Raw genomic sequence first — 25,484 nt, 5'->3', positions numbered from 1 at the left:
CGAACTGCCGTTGCCGATCCGCTTTAGTGAGAGAGGGACTTATCATGGACAACAATTCCGTCGATACCTTGTTGGACTGGCTCAAGGAAAAACCCCGGACATTAGGTTGGGGGGCAATTCTGGCGTATGGGCGTAGTGAAACCAACAAGGTGTTGTTGCAGGAATACATCACCCGGTTCAGTTCCGGCGACTTCATGCAGCCCATCACTGAAGAGATTCGCGACAATATGACGCCGACCCATAAGGATTTTCTGCATAACTATCAAATGGACGCACCGCGACTTTCATTTGCCGGTTCCAAACTGCAGAAGTCTTCGGCCAAGTTGACGATGAAAGAAGTCGGCGGCACCCACTTGTCTTTCAGCAAGCAGGAGGGCGCACAGCAATGGTCGCTTACCCGGGTGTCCGAAAAGGATGTACTGGATGGGCCGGGGTTGAAGTTCGACATCGATCTCATGACGAGCACCGGCTCGGTCACTTCGGCGGGGCGGGTGGAACTGGACATTTCGAATGGCAGCGATTATCGCTTGATCGATATGCCGTCCGAGCATTTGCAGCGGGTAGCGGGGGAACGCTTCCAAGACCATTTCAAGGGGTTGCCGCAAGCGCAGAGAGTATTCGTGTTGAACGATTTGAGGTTCGAACCGGATCAGTTTTTGAAACCTTCGAAGTTTCATATTCGCACCCGTAGCAAGAAGGAATCGGGGGTCAGGTTGTTGGCTGACGAAGACGAAGGCGAGGGCGAGGTATTGCTGTTCGTCGCCATGGAGGGCGATGGGAATGGCACCGTGCCTATCGATAATGCGGACCTGAGGTATTTGTTGCCGGAGGGGCACTCGGCTACGGTGCTTTTGGGAAGCGAAATGTTGTTTAAAAGAATTATCGCTGAAGGCGTCAGGCGGACGCACACGTTGGAAGACGCCTTTCGTGCAGAGTTTGAAACCGTGAACGGCTTCACTGAGATGATCGGCTTTGGGGGGAAAGGGAAATACGCTGAACATTTTTACGACGGTACGCCTACAGCTGATCGCTATATTAAATTTATCCAGGTGGTGTCCTTGATTACCAATTTCTCCGATCACGGGGGAGGGCCGCAGCCAGGTCTTGCTTCGTTTCGTGTCCGTCGTGAGGCTGGAGAAATTGTATTGGATTGGCGAGGGACCAAAGAGCAATCATGCATTATTTTCTATAGTACCTTTCCACCCACTATCAGTGGGAATCTGGGGTCTGCATGGGAGTGTGTTTGGCGATTTAAATATAAGCTGGAGCCGCAAACCGGAAGGATAATGTTGGCGGTTGATGAAAGCAATGAGCTGTTTAAGGTCGATGTAAGTGTTGGGACCTATCAAGATCAGCCGCTTTTAATCCAAGACTTTCCGCGGATCAAGGCAAGTTTCGAGGGGATGATTGCTCCGTTTCTACGGCAGACGATTGAAACGTTTATAAGCCCGACGACAGAAATTAATGTCTTCACGCTTAATAGCTTGTTGTTCCGCAACGAAGACGCCGTCCGGTTCGACAGTGTTCATTGCCCTGGCGACATGGCAGCTTTCGGCCACGTCGGCCCCAGACAATCGGCCTTCAGCATCACTGAGCTGGAGCCCATCATCCCTCATACGGTTGCACACACGTTCACCACTGAGCCGCGTCGAAACGATTTGACGTGGTCGGTGCGCAACATTCTCGGTGAGACTGTTCCCAAGGGAACGATCACCAACACGGGTGTGTACACCCCCCCTACCGATGCTCAAATCCAGCGCAGTTCCGTCCGGGTGGTCATCACCGCCACCGACGGCACCCACACCAGCTCGGCGCTGGTGAGCGTGACGAAACGCAGCCTGTCGGTGAACCCGCTGATCATGATCGCCACGGCCGGTGACTCCCTGGGCCACGACGTCTCGGCCGGCGCCGTGGATGGCGGGCGGTTGGACTGGAGCATCCAGGATCCGGCCTCGGGGGCCGAGGTGCGGCCTAACCCCGCCGAGGGCAAGGACCATAGCTATGTACCGGGACCTGCCATCTCTAAATCCTCGCCCACCGTCGATACCATTGTGGTCACCAACCCACGGACTGGGGTGAGCGAAACCACCAGCGTGCTGGTGCTGCACCGTCAGGCAATCCTCCATGTGGTGATCAATGAAGCGGTCACCTTGCCGGAGAACCAACTCCAGTTGTCGATCATAGGGGACGATGGCCCGATCAATCCCGGTGACTGGAACGAGCAATGGCAGGTATTGCTGGGTGGCGGTTCTGCGCAAATCAATGCCACTACCGGTTTGCTGACGCTGAACCCTGCGGGGCCGGACAAGTTTGTGGTCATCACCGTCCTGGCCCCCCCTGCGAGGCCAGGTGGGGCTTCGGATGACGGCTACATCATTTTGCCGTTACCACTGTTCAGCGTCCCAGAAACAGTCCGGATGCTGTGCGATAACCCATAAATAGCTGGTCGATGCTCAACGAGAGGATTCAGTCATGGACATCAATTCCGTCGACACCTTGCTGGACTGGCTCAAAGAAAAACCCCGGACATTAGGCTGGGGCGCGATTCTGGCGTATGGGCGCAGCGAAACCAACAAGGTGTTGTTGCAGGAGTACATAACGCGGTTCAGTACCGGCGACTTCATGCAGCCCATCACCGAAGAGGTACGCGACAGTACCACGCCGACCCAGAAGAACTTTCTGCACAATTATCAAATGGACGCACCGCGGCTGTCATTTGCCGGTTCCAACCTGCAAAAGTCTGCAGCCAAGTTGACAATGAAAGAAGTGGGCGGCACCCACCTGTCTTTCACCAAGCAAGAAGGTGCCCAACAATGGTCGCTCACCCGGGTGTCCGAAAAAGATGTACTGGATGGGCCTGGGTTGAAGTTCGACATTGATCTCACGGCAAGCGCTGGCTCGGTCACCACGGCGGGGCGGGTGGAACTGGACATATCCAATGGCAGCAATTATCGCTTGATCGATATGCCCTCCGAGCATTTACAGCGGGTGGCGGGCGAACGCTTCAAGAACCATTTCAAGGGGTTGCCGGAAACGCAGAGAGTATTCGTGTTGAACGAGCTGAGATTTGAATCGGATCAGTTCTTGAAACCTTCCAAGTTTCATATTCGCACCCATAACAAAAAGGACTCGGGCGTCAGGCTGTTGGCCGATGAAGACGAGGGGGAAGGTGCCGTAGTCGTGTTTGTCGCCATGGAGGGGGATGAGAATGGCTATGTGCCTATCGATAATGCGGACCTGAAGTATCTCTTACCAGAAGGCCATTCTGTGACGGTGTTGCTTGCTTGCGACATGGTCAAAGAAAAAATTATGGCCAACGGCTTGAGAAAGGTTAATCAGCTTCCTGAGTTTGAGTATGATGACATTATTCGTAATGATGTTTTTTATGGCATTCGTGGAATGAAAGGTGGAATAAAAGAGCCTTGGGGTATGGTAAGTAATTCCAGGTTTGATATTGAAATTCCTAATCTTGAAATAAAGTTTTATAACGTGTATGAGGACTTTCCATCCTATTTTTCCTTTGTTACGCCAGGTTATCCGTCTTGGTTGGAGGAGGGCGCAGAGATAAAGTATTGCGGTTTGGCTGTCGTCGGTGTTCAAGTTCAGCCGAACGTTGTTTTGCGTAAATACAAAGGTGTGGAATATAACGTGCCGGCGCAAATATTACTTGTCTATGGCGGTGGTCTGAGTTTTGAGCTGCTAATAAAAAATGGGAATTTGGTTTTTGAAAGACGGACCGAGATGGTCGGTGCGCACCGATACGTGGCGAGTTCGAATGAGTTGAGTCAGTACCTGACGGCCGAGGATTGGGACGTGCTCGGAGAAATTTACCAGGATAAGTTGGTCGCGACTTTGGAGCCCGCCTATGAGCGTTTTATCTCTACCTTGCCAATCCTCAACGTTTTCACGCTGAACAGCCTGCTTTTTCGTGGTGAAAACTCGATCAGTCTTCAAAGTGCGCATACACCGACCGATTGGGCCTTGTTTGGCCATGTCGGCCCCAATCAATCCGCCTTCAGCATCACCGAGCTGGAGCCCATCATCCCCCATACCGTTCCACTGCAATTTCGGACCGAGCCGCCGCGCAACGACCTGACCTGGTCAGTGCGAAACATCCTCGGTGAGAACGTGCCCAAGGGCGTCATTACGTCCAGCGGCCTCTATACCCCGCCCACCGCCGCTGAAATCCAGCGCAGTTCGGTTCGGGTGGTGATCACCGCCACCGACGGCACCCACACCAGTTCGGCGCTGGTGAGCGTCACGAAACGCAGCCTGTCGGTGAACCCGCTGATCATGATCGCCACGGCCGGCGATTCCCTGGGCCACGACGTCTCGGCCGGTGCCGTGGATGGCGGGCAGTTGGACTGGAGCATCCAGGATCCGAGCTCGGGGGCCGAGGTGCGGCCGAACCCTGCCGAGGGCAAGGACCACAGCTATGTGCCTGGTCCTGCCATTGGCCAGTCATCACCTACCGTCGATACGATCGTGGTCACCAACCCACGGACCCGGGTGAGCGAGACGACCAGCGTGCTGGTGCTGCACCGGCCGACATTTCTTCAGGTGATGATCAATGAGGCGGTCAACTTGCCGGAGAACCAACTCCAACTGTCGATCATGGGCATGGACGGCCCGATCAATCCCGGTGACTGGAATGAGCAATGGCAGGTGCTGCTGGGCGGCGGTTCCGCGCAAATCAACGCTGCTACCGGTTTGCTGACACTGAACCCTGCCGGGCCGGACAGGTTTGTGGTTATCACCGTCCTGGCCCCCCCTGCGAGGCCAGGTGGGGCTTCGGATGATGGCTACATCATCCTACCGCTGCCGTTATTCACCGTGCCCGAGACGATCCGGATGCTCCGCGCCGATGGCTGAGCCAGTCACCGGCCGTTCCTGTTAATTGCTGGAGAATGATGATGTCGAACTCATTGGAAAGTTTGTTGACTCGCATGACGGGGCGCTCCATCACGAATGGATGGGGGGCGATCGTCGCGTTTGGTCGCGAGCAACTCAATCGTTTGCTGGAAACGCAATACCTGACCTGGTTGCACGAGGGGCGTTTCATCCCGCCCATCAGCGGCGTGGCGTACATCGATGATCGAACGGAGTCGATGACGCTGGACGGTTTGCTTCTGGGCAAGCCGGTGCTGTCATTTGCATCGGCATCGTTGAACCAGTCCATGGTGACATTGACCATGAACATCGTCAGCGGCACCTATACCGCCAAGAGTCATCCGGTCGGTGGCGGTGCGGTGCGCTTGTTGTCCAGTTTCACCATCACTGAAGCGATGGGCTACCACATCCAGATGAAGCTCAGCCTCAACCCCATCGTGGGGGAAGTGGATAAGCGCGGGCGGGTGACGCTGGATGTGGCCAGCGACCTGCAAATGACCTGTAACCTGGGCGGCATGACCGGGGTCGATAAGCACCTGGCGGCCTTGATCCAAAGTCGCCTGGCCGTGCTGCCCGAGGACCAGCGAATTTTTGAACTGGGGCTGTTCGATTTCAGTGGGTATAACCCCTTGAGCCCAACCGGCTTCTACATTCGCACACAAAAAGCCCCGGCGTCCGCCAACCCGGAAGATGGCGCGGTCCTGCTGTTCGTTCGGCTGAAGATCCATGACGAAAACGGCGACGGGCTGCCCGTTGAAGGCAGCGATTTCCCTTACCTGATCCCGGACGACAAAGCCGCAGGGAAGCCGCTGTACTCGGCTTCGCTGGTGCTCAACAGTGAGTGGATCGAACTGCTCGACGATGTGCAGCTGGACGTGCTGAAGAACCTGCTTTTTCCAAACGACAATGTGTTCGTCGAAAGTACCAATGGCCGCCATACGCCCCATGATCTCTTGGTGTTGGGCAATATCGAGTCGACCTCCGAAACGGTGACCGTCGAGCCGGCGTTCGTCAGCCTGAAAAGTGGTAGCGGCCCGCAGACGTTTGTCGCGCGTAAGAGCAACGGGTCCAGCGTCAGCGCCCAATGGAGTGTCAGCAATCCCTTGAGCCCATTGTCGGTGGGCGATATCACATCGAGTGGGGTTTATACGCCGCCAAGCCAGACACGCATGGGCAAGGAGCAGCAACCGGTCGTCGTGACCGCGCAATACATGAAAGAGGGCAGGCCGCAAAAGAGTTCAGCCCTGGTACTCAGTGTTTTTGAAAGCATGAACATTTCGCCACGGGTGTCCGTGCGTGGCGTAGGGAGCAACCCAACGCCTGTTGCGCTGACTGTGACGACCCTGGGCACTGGGAGTTTGCGCTGGCCTTCGCTTTCGCCGGACCAAGGCAGGCTGGAGGTCATTGATAACAACCACGCCACCTACACTCCGCCCGCCAGCCAGACCGACCCGTTGGCCATCCAGCGAATCCTGGTGACCGATACACAGACCGGCGAAACGATTGAAGCAAGCATCGTGTTGCTCAGGGCCGTGCACACACTGCCGGTCGAACCGGCCTATGTCGCCGCGATCACCGCCAGCGATCCGATTCAATTGTATGCCGACGTGCACCCTGAGGATGATGTTTTATGGGAGGTGGTCGGTGAGGGGAGTGTGGACGGCAATGGCGTATTCACCCCCCCGGCCCAACCCCGATTCCGGGTCAGTGTGGTGAGGTGTTCCTACCTGGTCAACGGCGTGGCCAGGGCGGCCGGCTTCAGCATCATCCAGCTGTCCCAACAGGTGCAACCGGAACCGCGCTGGCTGGAACTTGCGGAATTTTCAGTTGCGGTCAACAACGGCCTGGACCGTTGTTTCAGCAACGGCTTTCAACAGATACCTGTCATCGTCACCATTGCAACCAGTTCAGTCACCATCGGCGGCCAGGAAGTCTACATTCCAGTGAGCGATGCCGAGCTGGCGACGCTCAGGCTGGTCGATAAATTGACCAACAACACCGTGCCGTTCATTCCGGTAGGCCAGGAAGGCATTGAATATGGCAGCGACATCCCCTGGGCGGTCAGCAAGGCCAGGAATCGTTTCAGGTTCTTTTCGGCCACCGCCGCCAGAACGCAGGCGCTGGCGCCTCCTACACCCAAGAATAATGGCGTGCGTTATCGCGAGCTTTATATCCATGTTGCACGAGAAGGCAGTCATACCTTCTTTGCGCGATTCGATTCGCCCTATGGCACCCATAACTCCACGGACGATAGGGGGGAAAACCATGAGGTGACGGTGCAGGGCATCAGGCCCGCGACTCCCGCGCTGTCGAATTATGAGTTTAAACGTGAGCGCAGGTGGCAGGATAGCGACGGGCATGATGAACCGCCCAGTCAGACAAATCCGGAATGGGATTACTTCGGCTATTACCGTCAATCCGTTGATTACTGGTACCTCAGTTATTTGCGGCGCGGAATCGATCCGATTCTCTTCAGCACGCTGCAGATTGAAAACAATATTTCAACGATACAGTGGGAAAGTGAATTGATCGATGAGACTTACTTTAGCTACACCGGTTACGCCTTCAATCCCGCCAACTTCGAGAATAGCGACAGCCCGGCGCCCGACGGGTTGTCTTTCGATCCTTACTTGTGGGGGATGATGAGGGGCTTGCAGAAGAACCTGAAGACCGCATTCGACGGGGAACGGCCGGCCCAAGGCGAACTGGTGATCAGCCTGCACCGCACGGATGACGTGGAATATTGGTATGACGGACGGGCGGGCGGCGATAAGCGAAAACTGTATCGCCACAAACTGGACCCCGGCCTCCATCTTGTCCTGCTCGATGAAGAAGGCAATCGACATTCGCTGGCGGTTTCGTTCGAATCACCGACTAATGAAGACAGCCGTAACAAGTTGGTGCTGACACGAAGATGATCGGCCCGAATGGCTTGTGGGTGTTTGATGCAAGTCGGTTTGCCATTCAAGACAGGCCGGCTATCGCCTTTCTTTTTCGTGTGAATAAAGCATGTCGGTAGTTGCCTTTAATGAGGAAGATAAACCATGACCACTTCCAGTGCCGTGCACTCCCAGGCATTCAGTTTCATGAGTTATGTACAAGGTGGCGTTGACCCGCGCACCGGCCAGTACACCGTGTCCATCGACTTGCCCGAGGTCAAGAGCAATTGGCTGAACGGCCCGGCCTTTCCATTGAGCCTGGCCTTCAACCCGATCAACACCCTGGACTCCGGCTTTGGGGTCGGCTGGAACCTCAACCTGACCCAATTCACGCCCCATGACGGCATCCTCGCCCTGAGCACCGGCGAAACCTTCAAGGTCACCGGCAGCGGGACGACTCCCGACATTCGCGAGAAGAAACTCGACACCTTCCACTTCGAAAACCTCGGCAACGAACGCTATCGCGTGCTGCACAAGTCGGGCATGGTCGAACACCTGCAGGTCGGTGGCAGCCAGAACGACCGGGTGGCCTTGCCCGTGAGTATCACCGCGCCCACCGGCCACAGCCTGACCCTGGCCTACGTGTTGTTCCGCGGTGGCCAGCGCCTGCAGAGCATCAGCGACGCCCAGGGCGAACTGTTGCGCATCAATCGTCATGGCGGCGATGAATGGGTGGAGATCCTCGTGCGCCCCGACGCCGGCCCCGGCGGCGCGGCGTTGGCACGCTATGAAATGAAGCTCAACGCCAGCGGTTGGGTCACCGAAATTATCCTGCCCACCCCCGACAAGGGCTCCTGGCGCTTTGGCTACGGCAACGGGCCGATTCGCAATATCCTCTGCCTGCACGAGGTCAAGACCCCGGTCGGCGGCCGTGAAACCATCGAGTACGCCGACAGCGGGCATCCCTACCCCGGTGGCGTTACGCGCCCCAACCTGCCACGGGTCACCCGCCATCGCAGTTACCCCGATTTTGGCCAAGGGCACGCCGATGACACGCGGATCGAAACGGTTTACAGCTACACCGCCCACAACTTCCTGGGTGCCGGCGAAACCGTCAGTTGGGAAGAAGGAATGGACCCGCTGTACAAACTGAGCGCCAGCTACGAATACGGCAGTACCGCCAGCCTGATGATCGGTGGCAACGCGGTACGCCAGGTGGAGCGCCGCTACAACCGGTTCCATTTGCTGACCGAAGAAAAAACCACGCAGGAACATTGCGTCATGCGTGTTGCGACCCAGTATTACGCTGAGAACGTGGCGTTCGAGCGCCAGGTGCCGCAGTTCCAGATGCCCAAGGCGGTCACCACCAGTTGGGAACTGGACAATGACCCGAGTCAGTACCGCGCCGAAACCGCACTCAGTGCCTATGATGAAAACGGTAACCAGACCGAGCAGGTCGAGCCCAATGGCATCAAGACCGTCTACACCTACTACTTGAAAAATGGGGAAGACGGTTGTCCGCCGGACCGTTTTACCCGCAACCTCAAAGACACCACCGTGTTCCCTTCGTCCCAGGGCGAGCCTGGGGCACCGACCTTGCGCACTCGCCTGCGCTACACGGGCCATCCGCCGCTGATCAACAGTGGGATGGACGCCTGGCTGGCGGTCGACAGCGAAACCCTGGTACAGGTGGAAGGCGCCCAGGAAACGACCTTGCAGCAGACCCTGCTTGAATACCACGAGCTGCCGGGCGATGCCTTCCTGCATGGCCGCCTGCTCAACCAGCGAGTCATGCTCAATGGCACCACCCGTATGCAACGATACGAGTACGCGACCCTCACCAGCGTGATGGCCGGTGAGACGGTGCTGGAGACCACCGAAACCTTTATTGGACACGATGATGCGCCCGGTTTCGAAGTTCGTAAAAAGGTTGTCAGCGAAGACTCGTTGCTTCACGGGCAGCCTCTGCTGACCCGCGACGACAATGGCGTGAAGATCCGCTACACGTACGATGCGCTGAATCGTGTCGAAACTGAAACCGTTGCACCGGATGAACCGGCGTTCGAAGCCACGCGCCGTTACTCGTACCTGCTGACGGCGATGGATGGGCAACGGGCCGAGCAAGTGGTGACCGACGTCAAGGGCGTCAGGACCCGGACCCTCGTCGACGGGCTCAACCGCCCGGTACATGAAGAGCGTGATGACGCCGACAATCCGCTGCGTGCCCAGGAGTACCGGCAGACGTACTCGGCCAAGTATGACCCGTTGGGGAACCTGATCGAGGAAACGCAATACGATTGGCGGGGGGCGCTACAGGTGGCGCTGACCTCCACGTACGAGTACGACGGGTGGGCCATGCAACGCAGTGTCACCGGGCCGGACGGGGTCACGGTCCATGAAGAAACCAACCCTATGGGATCTGCGCAATGGTCAGGCCCCATCCAGACCCAATGGCGCGAGGGTCGTGGCACCGATGCCAAAGTCAGTGGCAGGACGGTGACCTACCTGAACCTGCTGGAAAAACCTGATCGCATAGAGCGCTTCGAGACCGATGGAACGCTGATCAGTCGGCACCGATACGGTTACGACGGTCTCGGGCGAACCGTCAAGGAGACCGATGCCCGTGATGCAACGACCGAGTACTCCTACGATGCCTTCGATCGCATGCTGACCACCGTCCTGCCCGGCGGCCCGACCGTCCGACGCGGTTACGCACTGCACAGTACAGATGACCTGCCGACCGAAATAAGTGTCGACGGTATCGAATTGGGCCAACAGGTTTTCGATGGATTGGGGCGCATGGTCGAATCGACCACGGGTGGCCGCACGCAGCGTTTTACCTACGAGCCCGGGCAGTCCCAACCGGCGACCCTGACCACTGCCAGCAATCAATTGATCCATTATGTCTATCAACCTCAGTTGGGCGAGGAGCCCAGCCAGCGGCGCTTGCCCGGCGATGTCACGGCCGAATACATACGCGATGGAAAAAACGCTCGACTCGTCAGTTGCAAGGAAAGTGGGCTGGAACTCTCCCGCGAGTACTTTTCGACCGGCGATTTGAAAGCCGAGACGCGCGTGCAAGAGGGCAATACTTATGCGATGAACTATGAATACAGCCGACTGGGCCTGCTGTTGAATTACACCGATGTACTGGCACAAACCCAGTCATACACCTATGACAGGACAACGAACCTGCTTGAGCGGACGCGTCTGGGCACGACATCCTCGGACTTTACCTTCGATAGCCTGGCGCAGCTCAGTTCGATCCGCACCGAGGACAGTAGCAGCGGGCAAAGCGTGACCATCCGCCTGGAGTACGACGGGATGGGGCGAGAAATACAGCGCACGTTTGACCTTGATGGCGTCGAGCAGCAACTGACCCAGGTGTACAACGAAGTGGATGCGTTGACCGAGCGAACCTTGCGCCAGGGACAGGTGTTATTGCGCAAGGAAGTTTACGAGTACGATCCGCGGGGGCGTTTGGTGCTCTACACCTGTGAAGGCAGTGAACCGCCTGTCGATCCTTACGGCAAAATCATTCTCTCGCAGGTATTCGGCTTCGATGCGATCGACAACCTGACCCGTGTGATTACGACGTCCCCCGAAGGTATCAATACGGCCCGCTATACCTACGACACCCAGAACCCGGCGGGGGACCCCGCGCAATTGCGCAAGGTGACCAATACCGGTGTTCCCGGGTATCCACCCGAAATACTGCTCGAATACGACGCAGACGGGCATATGATTCAGGACGAGGAAGGTCGTCATCTGGAGTACGACGCCTTGGGGCGCCTGACGCAAATCAGCGTCGCCGGATGAGCAACCATGGATCGCCCGTCCACCAACGATCCTTGCCAGCGTGCTGTCGTCGCCACGGCAGCACCGACCAGGATCTGCGCGCCAGGTCTTGTCAGGCACACGCAGGCACCGACCGCTGTCACGCTGAGCTGGGATGAGCCTTATGCCACGTGCCCTTTGTGCCCCAATGCAATTGGGTATGAAGTGGCCGTAGAAGGTTTTCCTGTAAAAACGGTGGCGCGCTCGCCCTGTGTAATGACGGGATTGATTGCGGATGTTTCCTACATCGTTCACATCCGGGCCATTGCAGCCGGGAATATTGTTTCCGAGCCTAGTGCGCACTTTATGCGCATAAGGCCTGCGCCTCCCAGCCAACCGGAAGATCTCAGGGTCACTGAAGTGTCGTTTGGGTCGGCGAAGCTTGATTGGGTGCCGTCCGGTAGCAACGTCGATACCGCTCGTTACCGGGTTTATCTGAATGATTTCATTGTCGGGCAGGTTGCTCGACCCACTTTCAACCTGCAGCACCTGCGCAGTGGCGTGCTCTATCGCGTGAAGGTCGTGGCTTTCAATGCAGCCGGTTCATCAGAGCCTGCTTTTGTCACGTTTAAAACCCAGCTCAAGCCGCCCTCGAATCTGAAACTGAAACACCGCGCCGGTGTGTGCAGGCTGTCCTGGGATCCCATGTTCGGTGCCTGGCCGACCCACGAGGTTTCGATTAACGGCAGGCATTTTTCAGCGGGGGCGCTCGGGTTGAATTTCGATCTCGATGAACTGTCTCCCGGTGCTCCGCCGCATGCCTTCAGATTCGAGGTGTATGCCAAGCTTGAAGAGCAGGTGTCGCAAACCACGACGTTCGAAACGATCCTCAATGATGTCGAGCCGCCTACCCAGCCTGGAAAGCCCGTGGCTATCAACATCACGGATCATTCGGTGGACCTGCAATGGCCACCGTCCAGCGACAATGTCGGGGTGACCGGCTACAGGGTTTTCGTGAATGGTTTTCCTTATATCTTCCCAAGTCCTGTTGCCAGCCAGCGAATCCTCGGATTGATCAACGGTGCCTATTACTGGGTGTTTGTGCGCGCGCTGGATGCCGATGGAAATCTTTCGACGCCAGGGCCGGTGACGGTATTCAAGACCGCCGGCGAGGCACCGGTCCCGCCACCCTTTGCGCCGACAGCGGTCAGCATCGCCCCGCTGACGTCGACTTCAGCCCAGTTGCAGTGGACGCAGGGCGAGGGTGAAATGGTGACGGGAACCAGGATCAGCATCAATGAAGAGTACAGAAATATAGGGTTTTCCAGGGAGTGCAGATTGGATGACCTGACCCCCGACATCGAGTATTCGATAACACTGCAAACGTTCGACTATTTCGGGCAGTTGTCCGAACCCTTTACATTGACCTACACACCCAGGGACACAACACCGCCCAGCGTCCCGGCAAATCTGCGAGAAACGGCTTCGACCGGCGACTCGGTGACATTGTCTTGGGATGCGTCAACGGACGACATCGGTGTGTGCGGCTATGTCATCTACAACGATCGCGAGTATTTCGATACCACCCCGCTCACTCACTACACTGTTGTCGACCTGCTTCCCGGTTCCTATACGTTTGGCGTCTGTGCGTTGGACACTTCCGGGAATGCTTCGGAGCCTGCTTCGAGAGTGTTTGAAGTCGGGGGCTAATGGTTCTAGGCGATGTTCGGGTGGGAAGAGGCCTGTGCGACACTTGCGTATCGTCACAGGTGTCCGGACCTGCATGGAAAATGGCAGCAGGGCACTTAGATCAACCCCTGCTCACGCGCAATCTTCCCCGCGAGATGACGGGAGCTGACGCCGAATTTGCGGCGAATGTTGTTGAAATGATAGTTCACGTTGGCTTCGCTGCAGGCGAAGATCACCGCAATCTCCCAGGAGGATTTGCCCACCTCGCTCCATTGCAGGAACTCCTTCTCCCGGTTGGTGAGTCGGACGACTTGGGATGGCTTGCTTTCGGTGGCTGCGAAGGGGGTCTGATACGACGAAGAATGTCCAGAATGCGCAGTGGTGTGGTACATGACTGCAACTCCCAATCATCATTAATGACGTGGGCCGGCGAAGTCTTCCTGCCGTTTGATGGCTGGGTTCGCACGACCTTTCTCCAGGCCCCTGGCCAGGGCTGAGGCACGGGTTTGTTATATCCCGATTCAAGCCCCCTGAAACCTGTCAGACATGACAGGTCGTGGTGTTCGGTCAGATGATTGCTGTCGTTAAAATTTGCATTCCGTCCAACGCGGGTATATACACGCACCCATGCTTGCTTCCCAATGCTTGTGCATCAACCTGCGTCGCGCCGCCCGTGGCGTCAGCAGGTATTACGACGGCGCCCTCGATGGCTTCGGGATCAACGTTGCCCAGTATTCTTTACTGGGCAACCTGGCCCGCCTGGATCAACCGAGTATTTCTTCCCTGGCCGAGGCCATGGGTCTGGACCGCAGCACCTTGGGGCGTAACCTACGGGTGCTGGAGGGCGAGGGGTTGGTGGCGCTGGCCGAGGGCGAGGACCTGCGTAACCGTATTGTCGTGCTGACCGACGCCGGGCATGCCCGGTTGGCGGCGGCGCTGCCGGCCTGGGAGGCGGCGCAACAACGCTTGATCGATAAGCTGGGCGCCGAGAAGCGCACGGCGTTGCTGGCCTTGCTGGACGAACTGGCGTAACGCCGGTTCGTTCGAATACAAGCGGGTATATACCCGCGAGCGGAGAATAATAATGACATCGATGTGGCGTACCTGTGGTTGGGTCCTCGTGGGCAGCGCGCTGATCCTGGCGTTGTCCCTGGGCGTGCGGCATGGCTTCGGCCTGTTCCTCTCACCCATGAGCGCCGAGTTCGGCTGGGGGCGTGGGGTGTTCGCCTTTGCCATCGCCTTGCAGAACCTGATCTGGGGCATGGCGCAGCCCTTCACCGGGGCGTTGGCCGACCGTTTCGGCGCGGCGAAAGTGGTGCTGGTCGGGGGCGTCCTGTATGCCCTCGGCCTGGTGTTCATGGGGCTGTCGGATTCGGCCTGGTCGTTGTCGTTGAGCGCGGGATTGTTGATCGGCATCGGCCTGTCCGGCACCTCGTTCTCGGTGATCCTGGGCGTGGTCGGCCGGGCCGTACCGCCGGAGAAACGCAGCCTGGGCATGGGCATCGCCAGTGCCGCCGGTTCCTTCGGCCAGTTCGCCATGTTGCCGGGCACGTTGGGGCTGATCGGTTGGCTGGGGTGGTCGGCTGCCTTGTTGGTGCTGGGCCTGCTGGTGGCATTGATCGTGCCGTTGGTGAGCATGCTCAAGGACGCGCCGTTGCCGGTGACCGGCCCCGAGCAAACCTTGTCCGAAGCGCTGCGCGAGGCGTGCAGTCATTCGGGGTTCTGGCTGCTGGCCCTGGGGTTTTTCGTCTGTGGTTTCCAGGTGGTGTTCATCGGCGTGCATTTGCCGGCCTACCTGGTGGACCAGCATTTGGCCGCCAGCGTTGGCACGACGGTGCTGGCCTTGGTGGGCCTGTTCAACATCTTCGGCACCTACACCGCCGGTTGGCTGGGCGGGCGCATGTCCAAGCCGCGCTTGTTGACCGGGTTGTACCTGTTGCGGGCCGTGGTGATCGGCCTGTTCCTGTGGCTGCCGGTGACCACCACCACGGCCTATCTGTTCGGCATGGCGATGGGCTTGCTGTGGCTGTCCACGGTGCCGTTGACCAACGGCACCGTCGCCACCTTGTTCGGTGTGCGAAATCTCTCGATGTTGGGTGGGATCGTGTTCCTGTTCCACCAGTTGGGTTCGTTCCTCGGCGGCTGGCTGGGTGGGGTGGTATACGACCGCACCGGCAGCTATGACTTGATCTGGCAGGTGTCGATCCTCCTCAGCCTGCTGGCGGCGGCATTGAACTGGCCTGTGCGTGAACGTCCGGTGGCGCGCCTGCAAGTTCAGGCCGGTGCCGCATGAGCCGCGTCGGCCCGTGGTTGGTGGCGCTCGGCGCCGGCTTGCTGCTGACCTTCGCCTGGTGGGGCTGGCAGCAGGGCGGCCTGGCGTTGATGCAATTGGGCATGGGAACCTGTTGAACGATGGACGAGGTCGGGCTCGGCGAGTAACGTCGTAGGCTGAATGCCTATAAGGAAATGCCGACATGCTGATGCGCTGGCTTGCTGTTCCGACGCTCCTACTGGCCGTAGCCGGCCCCCTATGGGCCGCCGATTGCCCACCGTTGCTGGAGGGCTCCTTGCCCAAGCTGCGGGCCAAGGAAACCATCGACCTTTGCCAGCGCTTCGCCGGCAAGCCGCTGGTGGTGGTCAACACCGCCAGCTTCTGCGGTTTCGCCCCACAGTTCAAAGGCCTCGAGGCGCTGAACCAGCGCTACAAGGACCAAGGGCTGCAAGTGCTGGGCGTGCCCTCCAATGACTTCAAGCAGGAGTCCAAGGACGGCGCTGAAACGGCCAAGGTGTGCTACGTCAATTACGGCGTGACCTTCACCATGACCGAGCCGCAACCGGTGCGCGGCGCCGACGCCATCCCGTTGTTCAGGCACCTGGCGGAACAGTCTGGCGCGCCGAAATGGAATTTCTACAAGTACGTCGTCGACCGCCAGGGCAAGGTCGTCGCCAGTTTCTCCAGCCGCATCAAGCCCGATGACCCCGAGTTCATCAAGGCCGTGGAAGCCGCCATCGCCTCCAAGCCCTGATCGCCGGCCACGAAAAAGCCCCGCGTCTTTGCAGAGTGCGGGGCTTTTTTTGCTTCAGTCGGCGGAGGGTTCAGCTTCGCCGTGAACCATCAGAAGCGGTAGGTTGCACCGACACCGAAGCCGTTGGCGCTGTTTTTGTATTCAGCGCTGTAGGATTGGCCCAGGGCGTTGGTTTGATTGATGCTGACTTTTTCCTCCTTGAGGTAGGAATACGCCACATCGATGGTCAGGTCGTCAGTCGGGCTCCAGCCAGCACCCAGGCTGAAGATGGTCCGGTCGCCGGTTGGGATGCGTGGCGAGCGGTCTTCATTGTTGGTAGGCGACTGGTCGAAGGACAGGCCGGTACGCAGGACCCACTGTTTGTTCAACTGGTAGGAGGTACCGATGGCGTAGGCCCAGGTGTCGTGCCAGTTCTGTTCTTCGGTGATGCTGCCCAGGAACGCAGGGGCCAGGGCGCCGCCAGCTGCCGTTACGCCTTCGTTGTTCACGGTGATTTCTTTCAGGCGGCTCCAACGGGTCCAGGTGCTGCCGGCATAGACCTTCCAGGCATCGTTGATCTCCTGGGTCACCGAGAAGTCCACCGATTCCGGGGTGGTGATATCCAGCGATGCGTCGTAGCGGCCGTTGTTGAGCAGGAAGGCAGGGGTACCGGCGCCTGGGTTCACTTCAGTGTGACCTTCGAGCTTGTACTTGACCTTGGAGTGGTAGGTCAGGCCGACGCGCGTGGTGTCGGTCGCCTGGACCAGCAAGCCGATGTTGTAGCCGTAGCCGATGTCGTCGCCCTTGATTTTCACATCACCGTCATTCGGCGACAGTGGGGTGGTCAGGGTCGATTCCAGCGCGCCGGAAATACGGTTGACGGTCGGACCGAAGCCGATCGAGACCTTGTCGTTGAAGGCATAGCTGACGGTAGGCTGGAAGGTCACGACCTTCACTTCGCTCTTGCTGCCGAAGTTGCCGCCCTGGAAGCCGTTTTCATAATCGGTGATGAGGCCGAACGGTGCGTACACACCGAGGCCGAAGGCCCATTGGTCATCGATCGGTTTGACGTAGAAGCCCATCGGAACGCCGGTGAGCGGGACCATGTCGCCCTTGTTGGTGCCGGCGTGAGTGCCGCTGGCATCGTCGATATCGGTGGAGGCATCAATAGCCGCGAAGCCGCCGGTCACTTGCTGGCGCTTGAGGCGCGACATGCCAGCAGGGTTGCCGAACACGGTGCTCGCATCATCGGCAGCAGAAGAACGACCGGCGAAACCAGTGCCCATGCCACTGATGCTTTGTTCGTTCAAGGCAAAGCCACTGGCGAAAAGTTGAGTGGATGCCAAGGTAACGGCAAGGCCAAGGGTGGTTTTGAGCATGATTTTTTTCATTGTTAGAACTCCTGATGGTCACCGGGGCGAAAATTACCAACATTTTCGTCCAAGCGCTATAGCCTGTATGGCTTGATTTAGAGCGGTTTTGTAGGACAATCCGACCAGATTTACGTCCGTTGTAGGAAGTTTCCAAATTCCCCATCAGCAAGCGACCGGATTCATGGATGAAACGCAGTTTTGCCAAGCGAAGGTGAAGTCTCGCAGGCGCCCCTGCGGGTGAAAGGTCTGGCGCCAGATGCGGGCCATGCCGAGCAGATCGTCGGCGTCGGGCAGGGCGGTGTTCTGTTCTTCCACCAGCAGCCAGGCGATGGCGGTGGCGTAGCGCAGGTTGACGGTCAGTTCCAGGTGCGGGCCGCTGAGAAAGGCGTGCTGGCTGGCCAGGCCACGGACCAGGCTGGCGCGTTCCGGGTCCAGCGCCAGGTAATGGTCCCACAGCGCCCGGTGGCGGGGTTCGGTGATGCGATACAGGCCGTGCCCGCGCCGGTCGTGCAGTGCAGAACCGAGGCCCGATTGGCTGGCGGCAATGCCCAGTAACAAGGATTCCGCCGTTGCGCTGTGGCGCTCCAGGTAAAGGAGCGTCGGGCGGATCACATATCGACACAGTTCGCTGGCAGCGATACCCATAAGACCCTCGAAGCGTGAAAAGGGCGGAGCCTGAAGGGTGTGGGCTTGGCAGCGGTGGATCGGTTCAGGCTCCGCCGGAAGCGGATCATGCCGCTTGAGTTGAAGTCTAGTGTCATATTTGCGCTGTAAAGGACTGTTTTTAAAACATCTTCGGCCAACGGTTATAACCCTTATATCCCTTGGTGCTTACGCCGTTTCGCTTTTCCCGGCCTTGCACGGCCGAATGTTGGGCATTGGCCGAGGCGTTTGCGCGCCCAGCGTGGGAATGATGAGGCAATAAAAAGCCCCGCTTTCTGGGCGGGGCCTTTGGGGTGTCAGCCTTGGCGGCGAATCAGGCAACCAGTGCCTGACGAGTACGCTCGATCACGGCCTGCAGCGGTTCTGCGCTGGAGTACTGATCGGGATACAGGCGTTCGCTGTGACGGGCGATGCCGTGTTCGTTGACTACGGTGAAGCTGAAGCAGCCTTTGCGAGCGGCCATGATCAGGCAGTTCATTGGGGCAAAAGCGTTGGTTAGGGTGCGGATGGCATCCTGGGTCTGGTTTTGAGTCGACATGTTATGGGTGTTCCTACAAATGACACGGTTAAGAACCGTGCAACGTTAAAACGTTCCAGTAACGTCGACCACCATTGGTCGAACGAAGAACCCGACTGGAACAAAGCAGCCAGTTTGAGCGCTATAGACAGTGCGCGCTTGGGCTGGCAGGTAGGTACTTAGGAGGGCAGGCAACACATCAGGGGCAAAGGTTCTGGGCCGGGGTGAAGATCCTGATCAATTTGCAGGTTGGTTCGGTCAGAGCAGTGAGCCTGGCAACACCCTTCGCATTCGATCAAAGGCTGTGTTGGCGCAAGCGTTACCTGGAAACCATCGAGGGGGCCGGTCTCTTTTTTTCGGTCAGGCGTCCGTGTTGGGATGGCTGACCGCAGAGAAGTGTTCGACCCGGAATTGACTTTCAGCTTGGTACTAACGCCGCGGATAGTAACGGATCGAATGACCGAAGGAAAGGAAATTGGTTAAAAAATATTCAAATGCCCGCAGAGACAGGGCGAAGGGGCACTAACTCTAGCACAAACGGCGCAGTGTTCGCTGATGGCTCGAGGCCATGCCCGCCGTGGGTTACACCAGGGTTATCCCCAGCTTCCACTGCGCGATGACACAAAAAAGCAGGCGCTTATAACCGCTTCGGGTGTTACTTGTGCACACTTGCTGCACCACTTGTCACCGTACTGTCATGTCGAAACAAACCCTTGCCAGTGCCTGCATCGAAAATTTAAGTCAATGAAAAACATCGCTTTTTTTTACTGGTGAAAAAATCGTCAGTTTGAGCGCAGGCCCCGTTCCACAGGGCTTTCGGCGAGTTCGAGGGGGGTTGTCCACTGAGTTATCCACAGCTTCTGTGGATTGTCCCAAGCGCTTGCTCTAGCACGGGCGTGCCGGTTTTTTTCGACTTTACCCGTGGGAAAAAAGGAGTAGAGTGGCGCGCCTTTCGATCTGTCCCGCAGTGCTTTATGAAGTTTCGCTCCGTATCAAATCCTGTTACCGGTACCCCTCCCAGTGTTACCCCAACCAAGCGCATTTCGATGCGGGTCGCCGAATGGCTGCTCGACAGCCCGCGCCTGGGAGAAAACCCCAGCGTCAAGCACTTGGCCGGTCGTTTGCTCAAGCAACCGGCCCGTGAAGGTGTGGTCGCCGCGCAAAGTCGTCTTGGACAGTTGATGTGCCGTGAATGCGGAAACGCCCGGGATCGGCGGATCGGGCATGACCTGTTGCGCCAGGCTGCCCGGGCCGGCGATTCCCGCGCCCGTCAGGCCCTCGGTGAAATCGACGACTGAAATCCAAGACCGCGCTGGGCAACGCCCCGCCAGCTTGGGTAACCTTCGGGCTTTATCTCTTACGCGGGAATTGTCATGGCGATGGATTTGACCAGCCTGTTGTTCGGCCTGGCGGGCGCGGCGGTGCCGTTGCTGGGTCTGGCCTGGCACCTGCAACGCCAGGCGAGCGCCGCGCAGGCCGAACAGGCCTTGCTGGAAGAGCGCCTGGCCACCGCGCACATGGCCCACGACGGCCTCAATGCCCAGCTTGATGCCTGCCGCGATGAGATCAGCGACCTCAGCCAGGCCAACGCCGCCAAGCAGGCCGAGCTTGCCGCCGCGTCCCGGGAAGTCGAGCTGTTGCAGATCGAGCGGGACAACGCTCGCGACGCAGCCCACGCCTGGAACCTGGAACGTGCCAACAAGGAAGCGGAACTGCGCCGCCTCGATGCCCAGGCGGCGTCGCTGCAAGCCGAGCTGCGTGAGCAACAGGAAAGCCATCAGCAACGCCTGGATGACCTGCAAGGTTCGCGGGACGCACTGCGGGCACAATTTGCCGAGCTGGCCGGGAAAATCTTCGACGAGCGTGAACAGCGCTTCGCCGAAACCAGCCAGCAACGCCTGGGCCAATTGCTCGACCCCTTGAAGGAGCGCATCCAGTCCTTCGAAAAACGCGTCGAGGAGAGTTACCAGGCCGAGGCGCGGGAGCGGTTCTCGCTGGGCAAGGAGCTGGAGCGGCTGCAACAGCTGAACCTGCGCCTGAGCGACGAGGCCACCAACCTCACGCGCGCGCTCAAGGGCCAGAAAACCCAAGGCAACTGGGGCGAGCTGATCCTGGAACGGGTACTCGAACACGCCGGCCTGGAGAAAGGTCGTGAGTACCAGACCCAGGTCAGCCTCAAGGGCCCGGATGGCGAGCGCTTCCAGCCTGATGTGCTGATTTATCTGCCTGGCGACAAGCAAGTGGTGGTCGATTCCAAGGTCAGCCTCACGGCTTACCAGCAGTATGTGGCCGCCGAGGATGACGCCATTGGCCTGCTCGCCCTCAAGCAACACGTGGGGTCGTTGCGGGCCCACGTCAAAGGCCTGGCCGGCAAGGACTACAAGCGCCTGGACGGTTTGCACAGCCTGGATTTCGTGTTGTTGTTCGTGCCGATCGAGGCGGCGTTTTCCGCTGCCCTGCAAGCCGAGCCGAACCTGTTCCAGGAGGCCTTCGACCGCAACATCGTGATCGTCAGCCCGACCACTTTGCTGGCGACGCTGCGGGTGATCGACAGCTTGTGGAAACAGGAACGCCAGAGCCAGAACGCCCGGGAAATCGCCGAACGGGCCGGGTGGCTGTACGACAAGTTCGTGTTGTTCATCCAGGACCTGGACGAGATCGGCAGTCGTCTGCAGCAGTTGGACAAGGCCTACAGCGCGGCACGCAACAAGCTGACGCAAGGGCGCGGCAACCTGATCAGCCGCAGCGAACAACTCAAGCTCCTCGGCGCCCGGGCCAGCAAGAACCTGCCGGCCGATTTGCTGGAGCGGGCGATGACGGATGGGGATGGGTTGCCGGAGTTGCCGGAAGAAACCCAGGGTTGATGAACTCCTTGAGTTTGGTGCAAAACCTGTGGCGAGGGGATTTATCCCCGTTCGGCTGCGCAGCAGTCGTAAACCGGCTTGTATGGTTCATCTGCTGCATCGCAGTGCCCAGGACTGGGGTCGCTGCGCAACCCAACGGGGATAAATCCCCTCGCCACAGGCTCAGTGCTCGGCTGGAGAACTCCAGTACCTACAACGGCAAATGCCGACTCAACAACGCCCTCAATGCCGCCGGTTTCACCGGCTTGGCCAGGTAATCCAGGCCTGCGGCGTGCACCTGGGCCACCGTTTCCGGCCGACCGTCGGCGCTGATCACCACCCCAGGCACCGGTTCACCCAGGCGCGTGCGCAACCAGGCCATCAGCTCGGTGCCGGTCTCACCGCCGTCCAGGTGAAAATCCACCAGCGCCAGTTGCGGCCGGCCTCCCTGGGCCAGCCAATGCTCGCATTCGTCACGGTTGCGCGCGGTCCACACCTGGCAACCCCAGCGCGTCAGCAGGCTGTTCATGCCGATCAGGATGCTGTCTTCGTTATCGACGCACAGCACCCGCGCGCCGCTGGGCAGATGGCCGTTGGGTTCGACCACCGCGCCAGGTGCGCTGGCCTGGGCCGCGGCCAGGGGCACGCTGACGCTGAATACGCTGCCTTGGCCGGGCCAGGAGCGCACGCGCAGGGTGTGGCCGAGCACGCGACATAGCCCGTCGGCGATCGCCAAGCCCAGCCCCAGGCCTTTTTCGGCGCGGGTCTGGTGGCTGTCCAGGCGTTTGAATTCTTCGAAGATGACTTGCTGTTTATCCTCGGCGATACCCGGCCCGCGGTCCCAGACTTCCAGGCACAGTTCGCCATTGCGTCGCCGGGCGCCCAGCAACACCGGCCCCTTGGCGTAGCGGAAGGCGTTGGTGAGGAAGTTTTGCAGGATGCGCCGCAGCAGCTTGATGTCGCTGTCGATGCGCAGTCGCGAGCCGCGCACCCGGAACTTCAGGCCCTGTTCCTGGGCCAGGACGGTGAACTCCGCGCCGAGGGTGTCGAACAGGTCATTGAGGACGAACGGCTTGCGCTCGGGATTGATCTTGCCGTTCTCCAGGCGGGAAATGTCCAGCAGGTCGGTGATCAGGTCTTCGGCCGAGCGCAGCGAACTGTCCAGGTGTTGCACCAGTTGCCGGGCTTCGCTCGGCAGGCCGTCGTGCTGGTGGGACAGCGCGGCGGAGAACAGGCGTGCGGCGTTGAGCGGCTGCATCAGGTCATGGCTGACGGCGGCGAGGAAGCGGGTCTTCGATTGGTTGGCCGCTTCAGCGGTGCTTTTCGCGTCGGTCAGCGCCAGGTTCAGTTGCGACAGTTCCCAGGTGCGCTCGGCCACCCGCTGCTCCAGGCCTTCGTTGGCTTCGGTCAACGCTTGTTCGGCCTCGCGGAACGCGGTGATGTCGGTGAAGCTCATGACGAAGCCGCCGCCAGGCATCGGGTTGCCGATCAGCTCGATGACCCGCCCGTTGGGGAACATCCGTTCGGACGTGTGGGCGCGACCCTGGCGCATCCAGTGCAAACGCCGGGCGACGTGCACCTCCGCCTCGCCGGGGCCGCAAAGGCCGCGTTCGGCGTTGTAGCGGATGATGTCGGCAATGGGCCGACCGACGCTGATCAAGCCGTCCGGGTAGTTGAACAGTTCCAGGTAGCGGCGGTTCCACGCCACCAACCGCAGCGACTGATCGACCACGCTGATGCCCTGGGTGATGTTCTCGATGGCGCCTTGCAAGAGTGCGCGGTTGAATTGCAGCACTTCCGAGGCTTCGTCGGCGATGCGCACGACGTCTTCGAGTTGCATCTCGCGGCCTTCGATCGCGGCCTTGACCACCGCCCGCGTCGACGAGGCACCGAGGACACCGGCCAGCAGGCGTTCGGTGTGGGCGATCCATTCGTTGTCGGCATTCTGGTTCGGGTTGAAGCCCTTGCCCTGGCGGTAGGCGAAGCGGATGAAGCTCTGCCGGGCCCGTTCCTCGCCCACGAAGCGGGCGGCCAGTTGCAACAGGTCTTCGATGCGCACCGCCAGCATCGAGCGGGCGTTGGGGCGGGCGCTGATTTCCTGGCCGATAAAGCGTCCGGCTTGCCAGTGTTCCGACACGCGGGTGCGCGACAGCACCGAGACCCAGGCAAACAGGGTGAAGTTGCCGGCCAGGGACAGCACCACGCCCTGGGTCAACGGGCTGATCGGCAGGTTCAACGGGTTGCCGTGCAGCCAGGCCAGGCCCGGGAAACTGTCCAGGGACCAGCCGAGGCTGTGGGCGGCGATCGGCAGCACCAGGGTGTAGAACCACAGGAAAATCCCGCTGGCGAGGCCGGCGAACACCCCGCGCCGGTTGGCCTGTTTCCAGTACAGCGCGCCCAGCATGGCGGGGGCCAGTTGCGTGACGGCGGCGAAGGCAATCTGGCCGATGGTCGCCAGGCTCGCGGTCGAGCCCAGCAACCGGTAGCTGACATAGGCCAGCAACAGGATCACCACGATGCTCACGCGGCGCACCGACAGCATCCACTGGCGGAACACCTCGAAGGGCCGCTCGGCGTTGTTGCGGCGCAGCAGCCAGGGCAGCAGCATGTCGTTGGAGACCATGGTGGAGAGCGCCACGCTGGCGACAATCACCATGCCGGTGGCTGCCGAGGCGCCGCCGATGAACGCCAGCAACGCCAGCGCCGGGTGGGCCTGCGCCAAGGGCAGGCTGATGACGAACGAGTCCGGCAGCACCGATCGCGGCAGCATCATTTGCCCGGCCAGGGCGATGGGCACCACGAACAGCGCGGCGAGGGCCAGGTAGGCGGGGAACACCCATTTGGCCAGGCGCAGATCCTGGGGCTCGATGTTTTCCACCACGGTCACGTGGAATTGTCGCGGCAGGCAGATGATCGCCATCATCGCCACGCCGGTCTGTACCACCATGGACGGCCAGTTGATGGTTTCCTTCCAGTATTGCTCCAGCCGTGGTGCGAGCATCGCCTGGTCGAACAGGTCGTCGAAGCCGTCGTAGAGGCCGTACGTCACGAACGCGCCGACCGCCAGGAAGGCGAACAACTTCACCAGGGATTCGAAGGCAATCGCCAGCACCATGCCGCGGTGGTGTTCGGTGGCGTCCAGGTTGCGGGTCCCGAACACGATGGTGAACAGCGCCAGGATCAGCGAGACGATCAGCGCGGTGTCCTGTGCGCGGGTGCCCATGGCGTCGGCGCCGGCACCTATCAACAGGTTCACGCCCAGGACGATGCCCTTGAGCTGCAAGGCAATGTACGGCAGCACGCCCACCAGGCAGATCAGCGCCACCACCACCGCCAGGGATTGGGACTTGCCGTAGCGGGCGGCGATGAAGTCGGCGATGGAGGTGATGTTCTCCTGTTTGCTGATCATCACCATCTTTTGCAAGACCCACGGCGCCAGCACCAGCAGCAGGATCGGCCCGAGGTAGATCGGCAGGAACGACCAGAGCTGTTCGGCGGCCTGGCCCACGGCGCCGAAGAACGTCCAACTGGTGCAGTACACCGCCAGCGACAGGCTGTAGACCCAGGCGCGCACCCGCGGCGGCAGCGGCGTGCTGCGGCGGTCGCCGTAGAAGGCGATGGCGAACATGATGGCCATATAGGCCAGGGCGACAACGGCGATCAGCCCGCTGGACAACGACATGGAGACTCCCGGACAAAGACACCGGGACTCGGGCCCGGCAGGACAGTCTCGCATGCCCGCTCGGGTTCGTCAGTGTCGACCAAGGTCGAGGCGTGGCGGGCTGTCGCGGGCGGGGGGACTCTTAGGTTATGCAGGGGAGGGCCTCATCGCGAGCAAGCTCGCTCCC

At 59.6% G+C, this 25,484-nt stretch carries 15 protein-coding genes; 10 read left to right on the top strand and 5 right to left on the bottom strand.

Annotated elements, in window-relative coordinates:
• Positions 1-44 precede the first annotated feature (44 nt).
• From KI241_RS20180 to KI241_RS20160, 5 genes are all read left to right on the top strand, one after another.
• Positions 45-2,438, top strand: a complete 2,394-nt coding sequence (locus KI241_RS20180; RefSeq protein WP_212802924.1) for a hypothetical protein — start codon at positions 45-47, stop codon at positions 2,436-2,438.
• Between the two features lie 34 nt (positions 2,439-2,472).
• Positions 2,473-4,872, top strand: a complete 2,400-nt coding sequence (locus KI241_RS20175; protein ID WP_212802923.1) for a hypothetical protein — start codon at positions 2,473-2,475, stop codon at positions 4,870-4,872.
• A 41-nt stretch (positions 4,873-4,913) separates the two neighbouring features.
• Positions 4,914-7,808, top strand: coding sequence for a hypothetical protein (locus KI241_RS20170; RefSeq protein WP_212802922.1), 2,895 nt, complete (start codon positions 4,914-4,916; stop codon positions 7,806-7,808).
• A gap of 126 nt (positions 7,809-7,934) precedes the next feature.
• A complete protein-coding gene (locus KI241_RS20165; protein ID WP_212802921.1) occupies positions 7,935-11,588 on the top strand; it encodes an RHS repeat protein in 3,654 nt (1,217 codons plus the stop codon).
• Positions 11,589-11,594: 6 nt separating this feature from the next.
• Positions 11,595-13,256 (top strand): fibronectin type III domain-containing protein, encoded by a 1,662-nt coding sequence (locus KI241_RS20160; RefSeq protein WP_148049541.1) that lies wholly within the window; start codon positions 11,595-11,597, stop codon positions 13,254-13,256.
• A 95-nt stretch (positions 13,257-13,351) separates the two neighbouring features.
• Here the strand turns inward: KI241_RS20160 and KI241_RS20155 are convergent, their stop codons facing one another.
• Positions 13,352-13,627 carry a LuxR C-terminal-related transcriptional regulator gene (locus tag KI241_RS20155; RefSeq protein WP_042730083.1) on the bottom strand — a complete coding sequence of 92 codons (276 nt, stop codon included), beginning with the start codon at positions 13,625-13,627 and terminating at the stop codon, positions 13,352-13,354.
• Between the two features lie 235 nt (positions 13,628-13,862).
• On the opposite strand from KI241_RS20155, the gene KI241_RS20150 reads away from it, so the two are divergent.
• The 3 genes from KI241_RS20150 to KI241_RS20140 all read left to right on the top strand — a co-directional run bounded on the left by KI241_RS20150 (position 13,863) and on the right by KI241_RS20140 (position 16,261).
• Positions 13,863-14,267, top strand: coding sequence for a MarR family transcriptional regulator (locus KI241_RS20150; RefSeq protein WP_212802920.1), 405 nt, complete (start codon positions 13,863-13,865; stop codon positions 14,265-14,267).
• 52 nt (positions 14,268-14,319) lie between these two features.
• On the top strand, positions 14,320-15,528 hold the full coding sequence (locus KI241_RS20145; protein WP_042730081.1) for an MFS transporter: 1,209 nt from the start codon (positions 14,320-14,322) through the stop codon (positions 15,526-15,528).
• A gap of 181 nt (positions 15,529-15,709) precedes the next feature.
• Positions 15,710-16,261 (top strand): glutathione peroxidase, encoded by a 552-nt coding sequence (locus KI241_RS20140; RefSeq protein ID WP_047736510.1) that lies wholly within the window; start codon positions 15,710-15,712, stop codon positions 16,259-16,261.
• A gap of 89 nt (positions 16,262-16,350) precedes the next feature.
• Here the strand turns inward: KI241_RS20140 and KI241_RS20135 are convergent, their stop codons facing one another.
• The 3 genes from KI241_RS20135 to KI241_RS20125 all read right to left on the bottom strand — a co-directional run bounded on the left by KI241_RS20135 (position 16,351) and on the right by KI241_RS20125 (position 18,814).
• Complete coding sequence (locus tag KI241_RS20135; RefSeq protein ID WP_042730079.1) at positions 16,351-17,631, bottom strand: outer membrane protein transport protein; 1,281 nt, start codon at positions 17,629-17,631, stop codon at positions 16,351-16,353.
• Positions 17,632-17,775: 144 nt separating this feature from the next.
• Positions 17,776-18,258 carry a hypothetical protein gene (locus tag KI241_RS20130; protein WP_042730078.1) on the bottom strand — a complete coding sequence of 161 codons (483 nt, stop codon included), beginning with the start codon at positions 18,256-18,258 and terminating at the stop codon, positions 17,776-17,778.
• Between the two features lie 331 nt (positions 18,259-18,589).
• Complete coding sequence (locus KI241_RS20125; RefSeq protein ID WP_212802919.1) at positions 18,590-18,814, bottom strand: hypothetical protein; 225 nt, start codon at positions 18,812-18,814, stop codon at positions 18,590-18,592.
• A 953-nt stretch (positions 18,815-19,767) separates the two neighbouring features.
• Here KI241_RS20125 and KI241_RS20120 point away from each other — a divergent pair.
• Both KI241_RS20120 and rmuC read left to right on the top strand, forming a co-directional pair.
• Positions 19,768-20,091, top strand: coding sequence for a sel1 repeat family protein (locus tag KI241_RS20120; RefSeq protein WP_080922070.1), 324 nt, complete (start codon positions 19,768-19,770; stop codon positions 20,089-20,091).
• A 189-nt stretch (positions 20,092-20,280) separates the two neighbouring features.
• A complete protein-coding gene (gene rmuC / locus KI241_RS20115) occupies positions 20,281-21,657 on the top strand; it encodes a DNA recombination protein RmuC (RefSeq protein ID WP_212803893.1) in 1,377 nt (458 codons plus the stop codon).
• 190 nt (positions 21,658-21,847) lie between these two features.
• Here the strand turns inward: rmuC and KI241_RS20110 are convergent, their stop codons facing one another.
• Positions 21,848-25,318: a PAS domain-containing hybrid sensor histidine kinase/response regulator gene (locus tag KI241_RS20110; RefSeq protein WP_212802918.1), complete on the bottom strand. Its 3,471-nt coding sequence runs from the start codon at positions 25,316-25,318 to the stop codon at positions 21,848-21,850.
• Positions 25,319-25,484: the final 166 nt, after the last annotated feature.

Origin of the sequence: Pseudomonas sp. Cab53 (genome assembly GCF_018325965.1) — a bacterium.
Taxonomy (GTDB): Bacteria; Pseudomonadota; Gammaproteobacteria; order Pseudomonadales; family Pseudomonadaceae; genus Aquipseudomonas; species Aquipseudomonas chlororaphis_E.
Note: the sequence above shows the minus strand (reverse complement) of the source record. Positions and strands in the feature narration are given on the sequence as shown.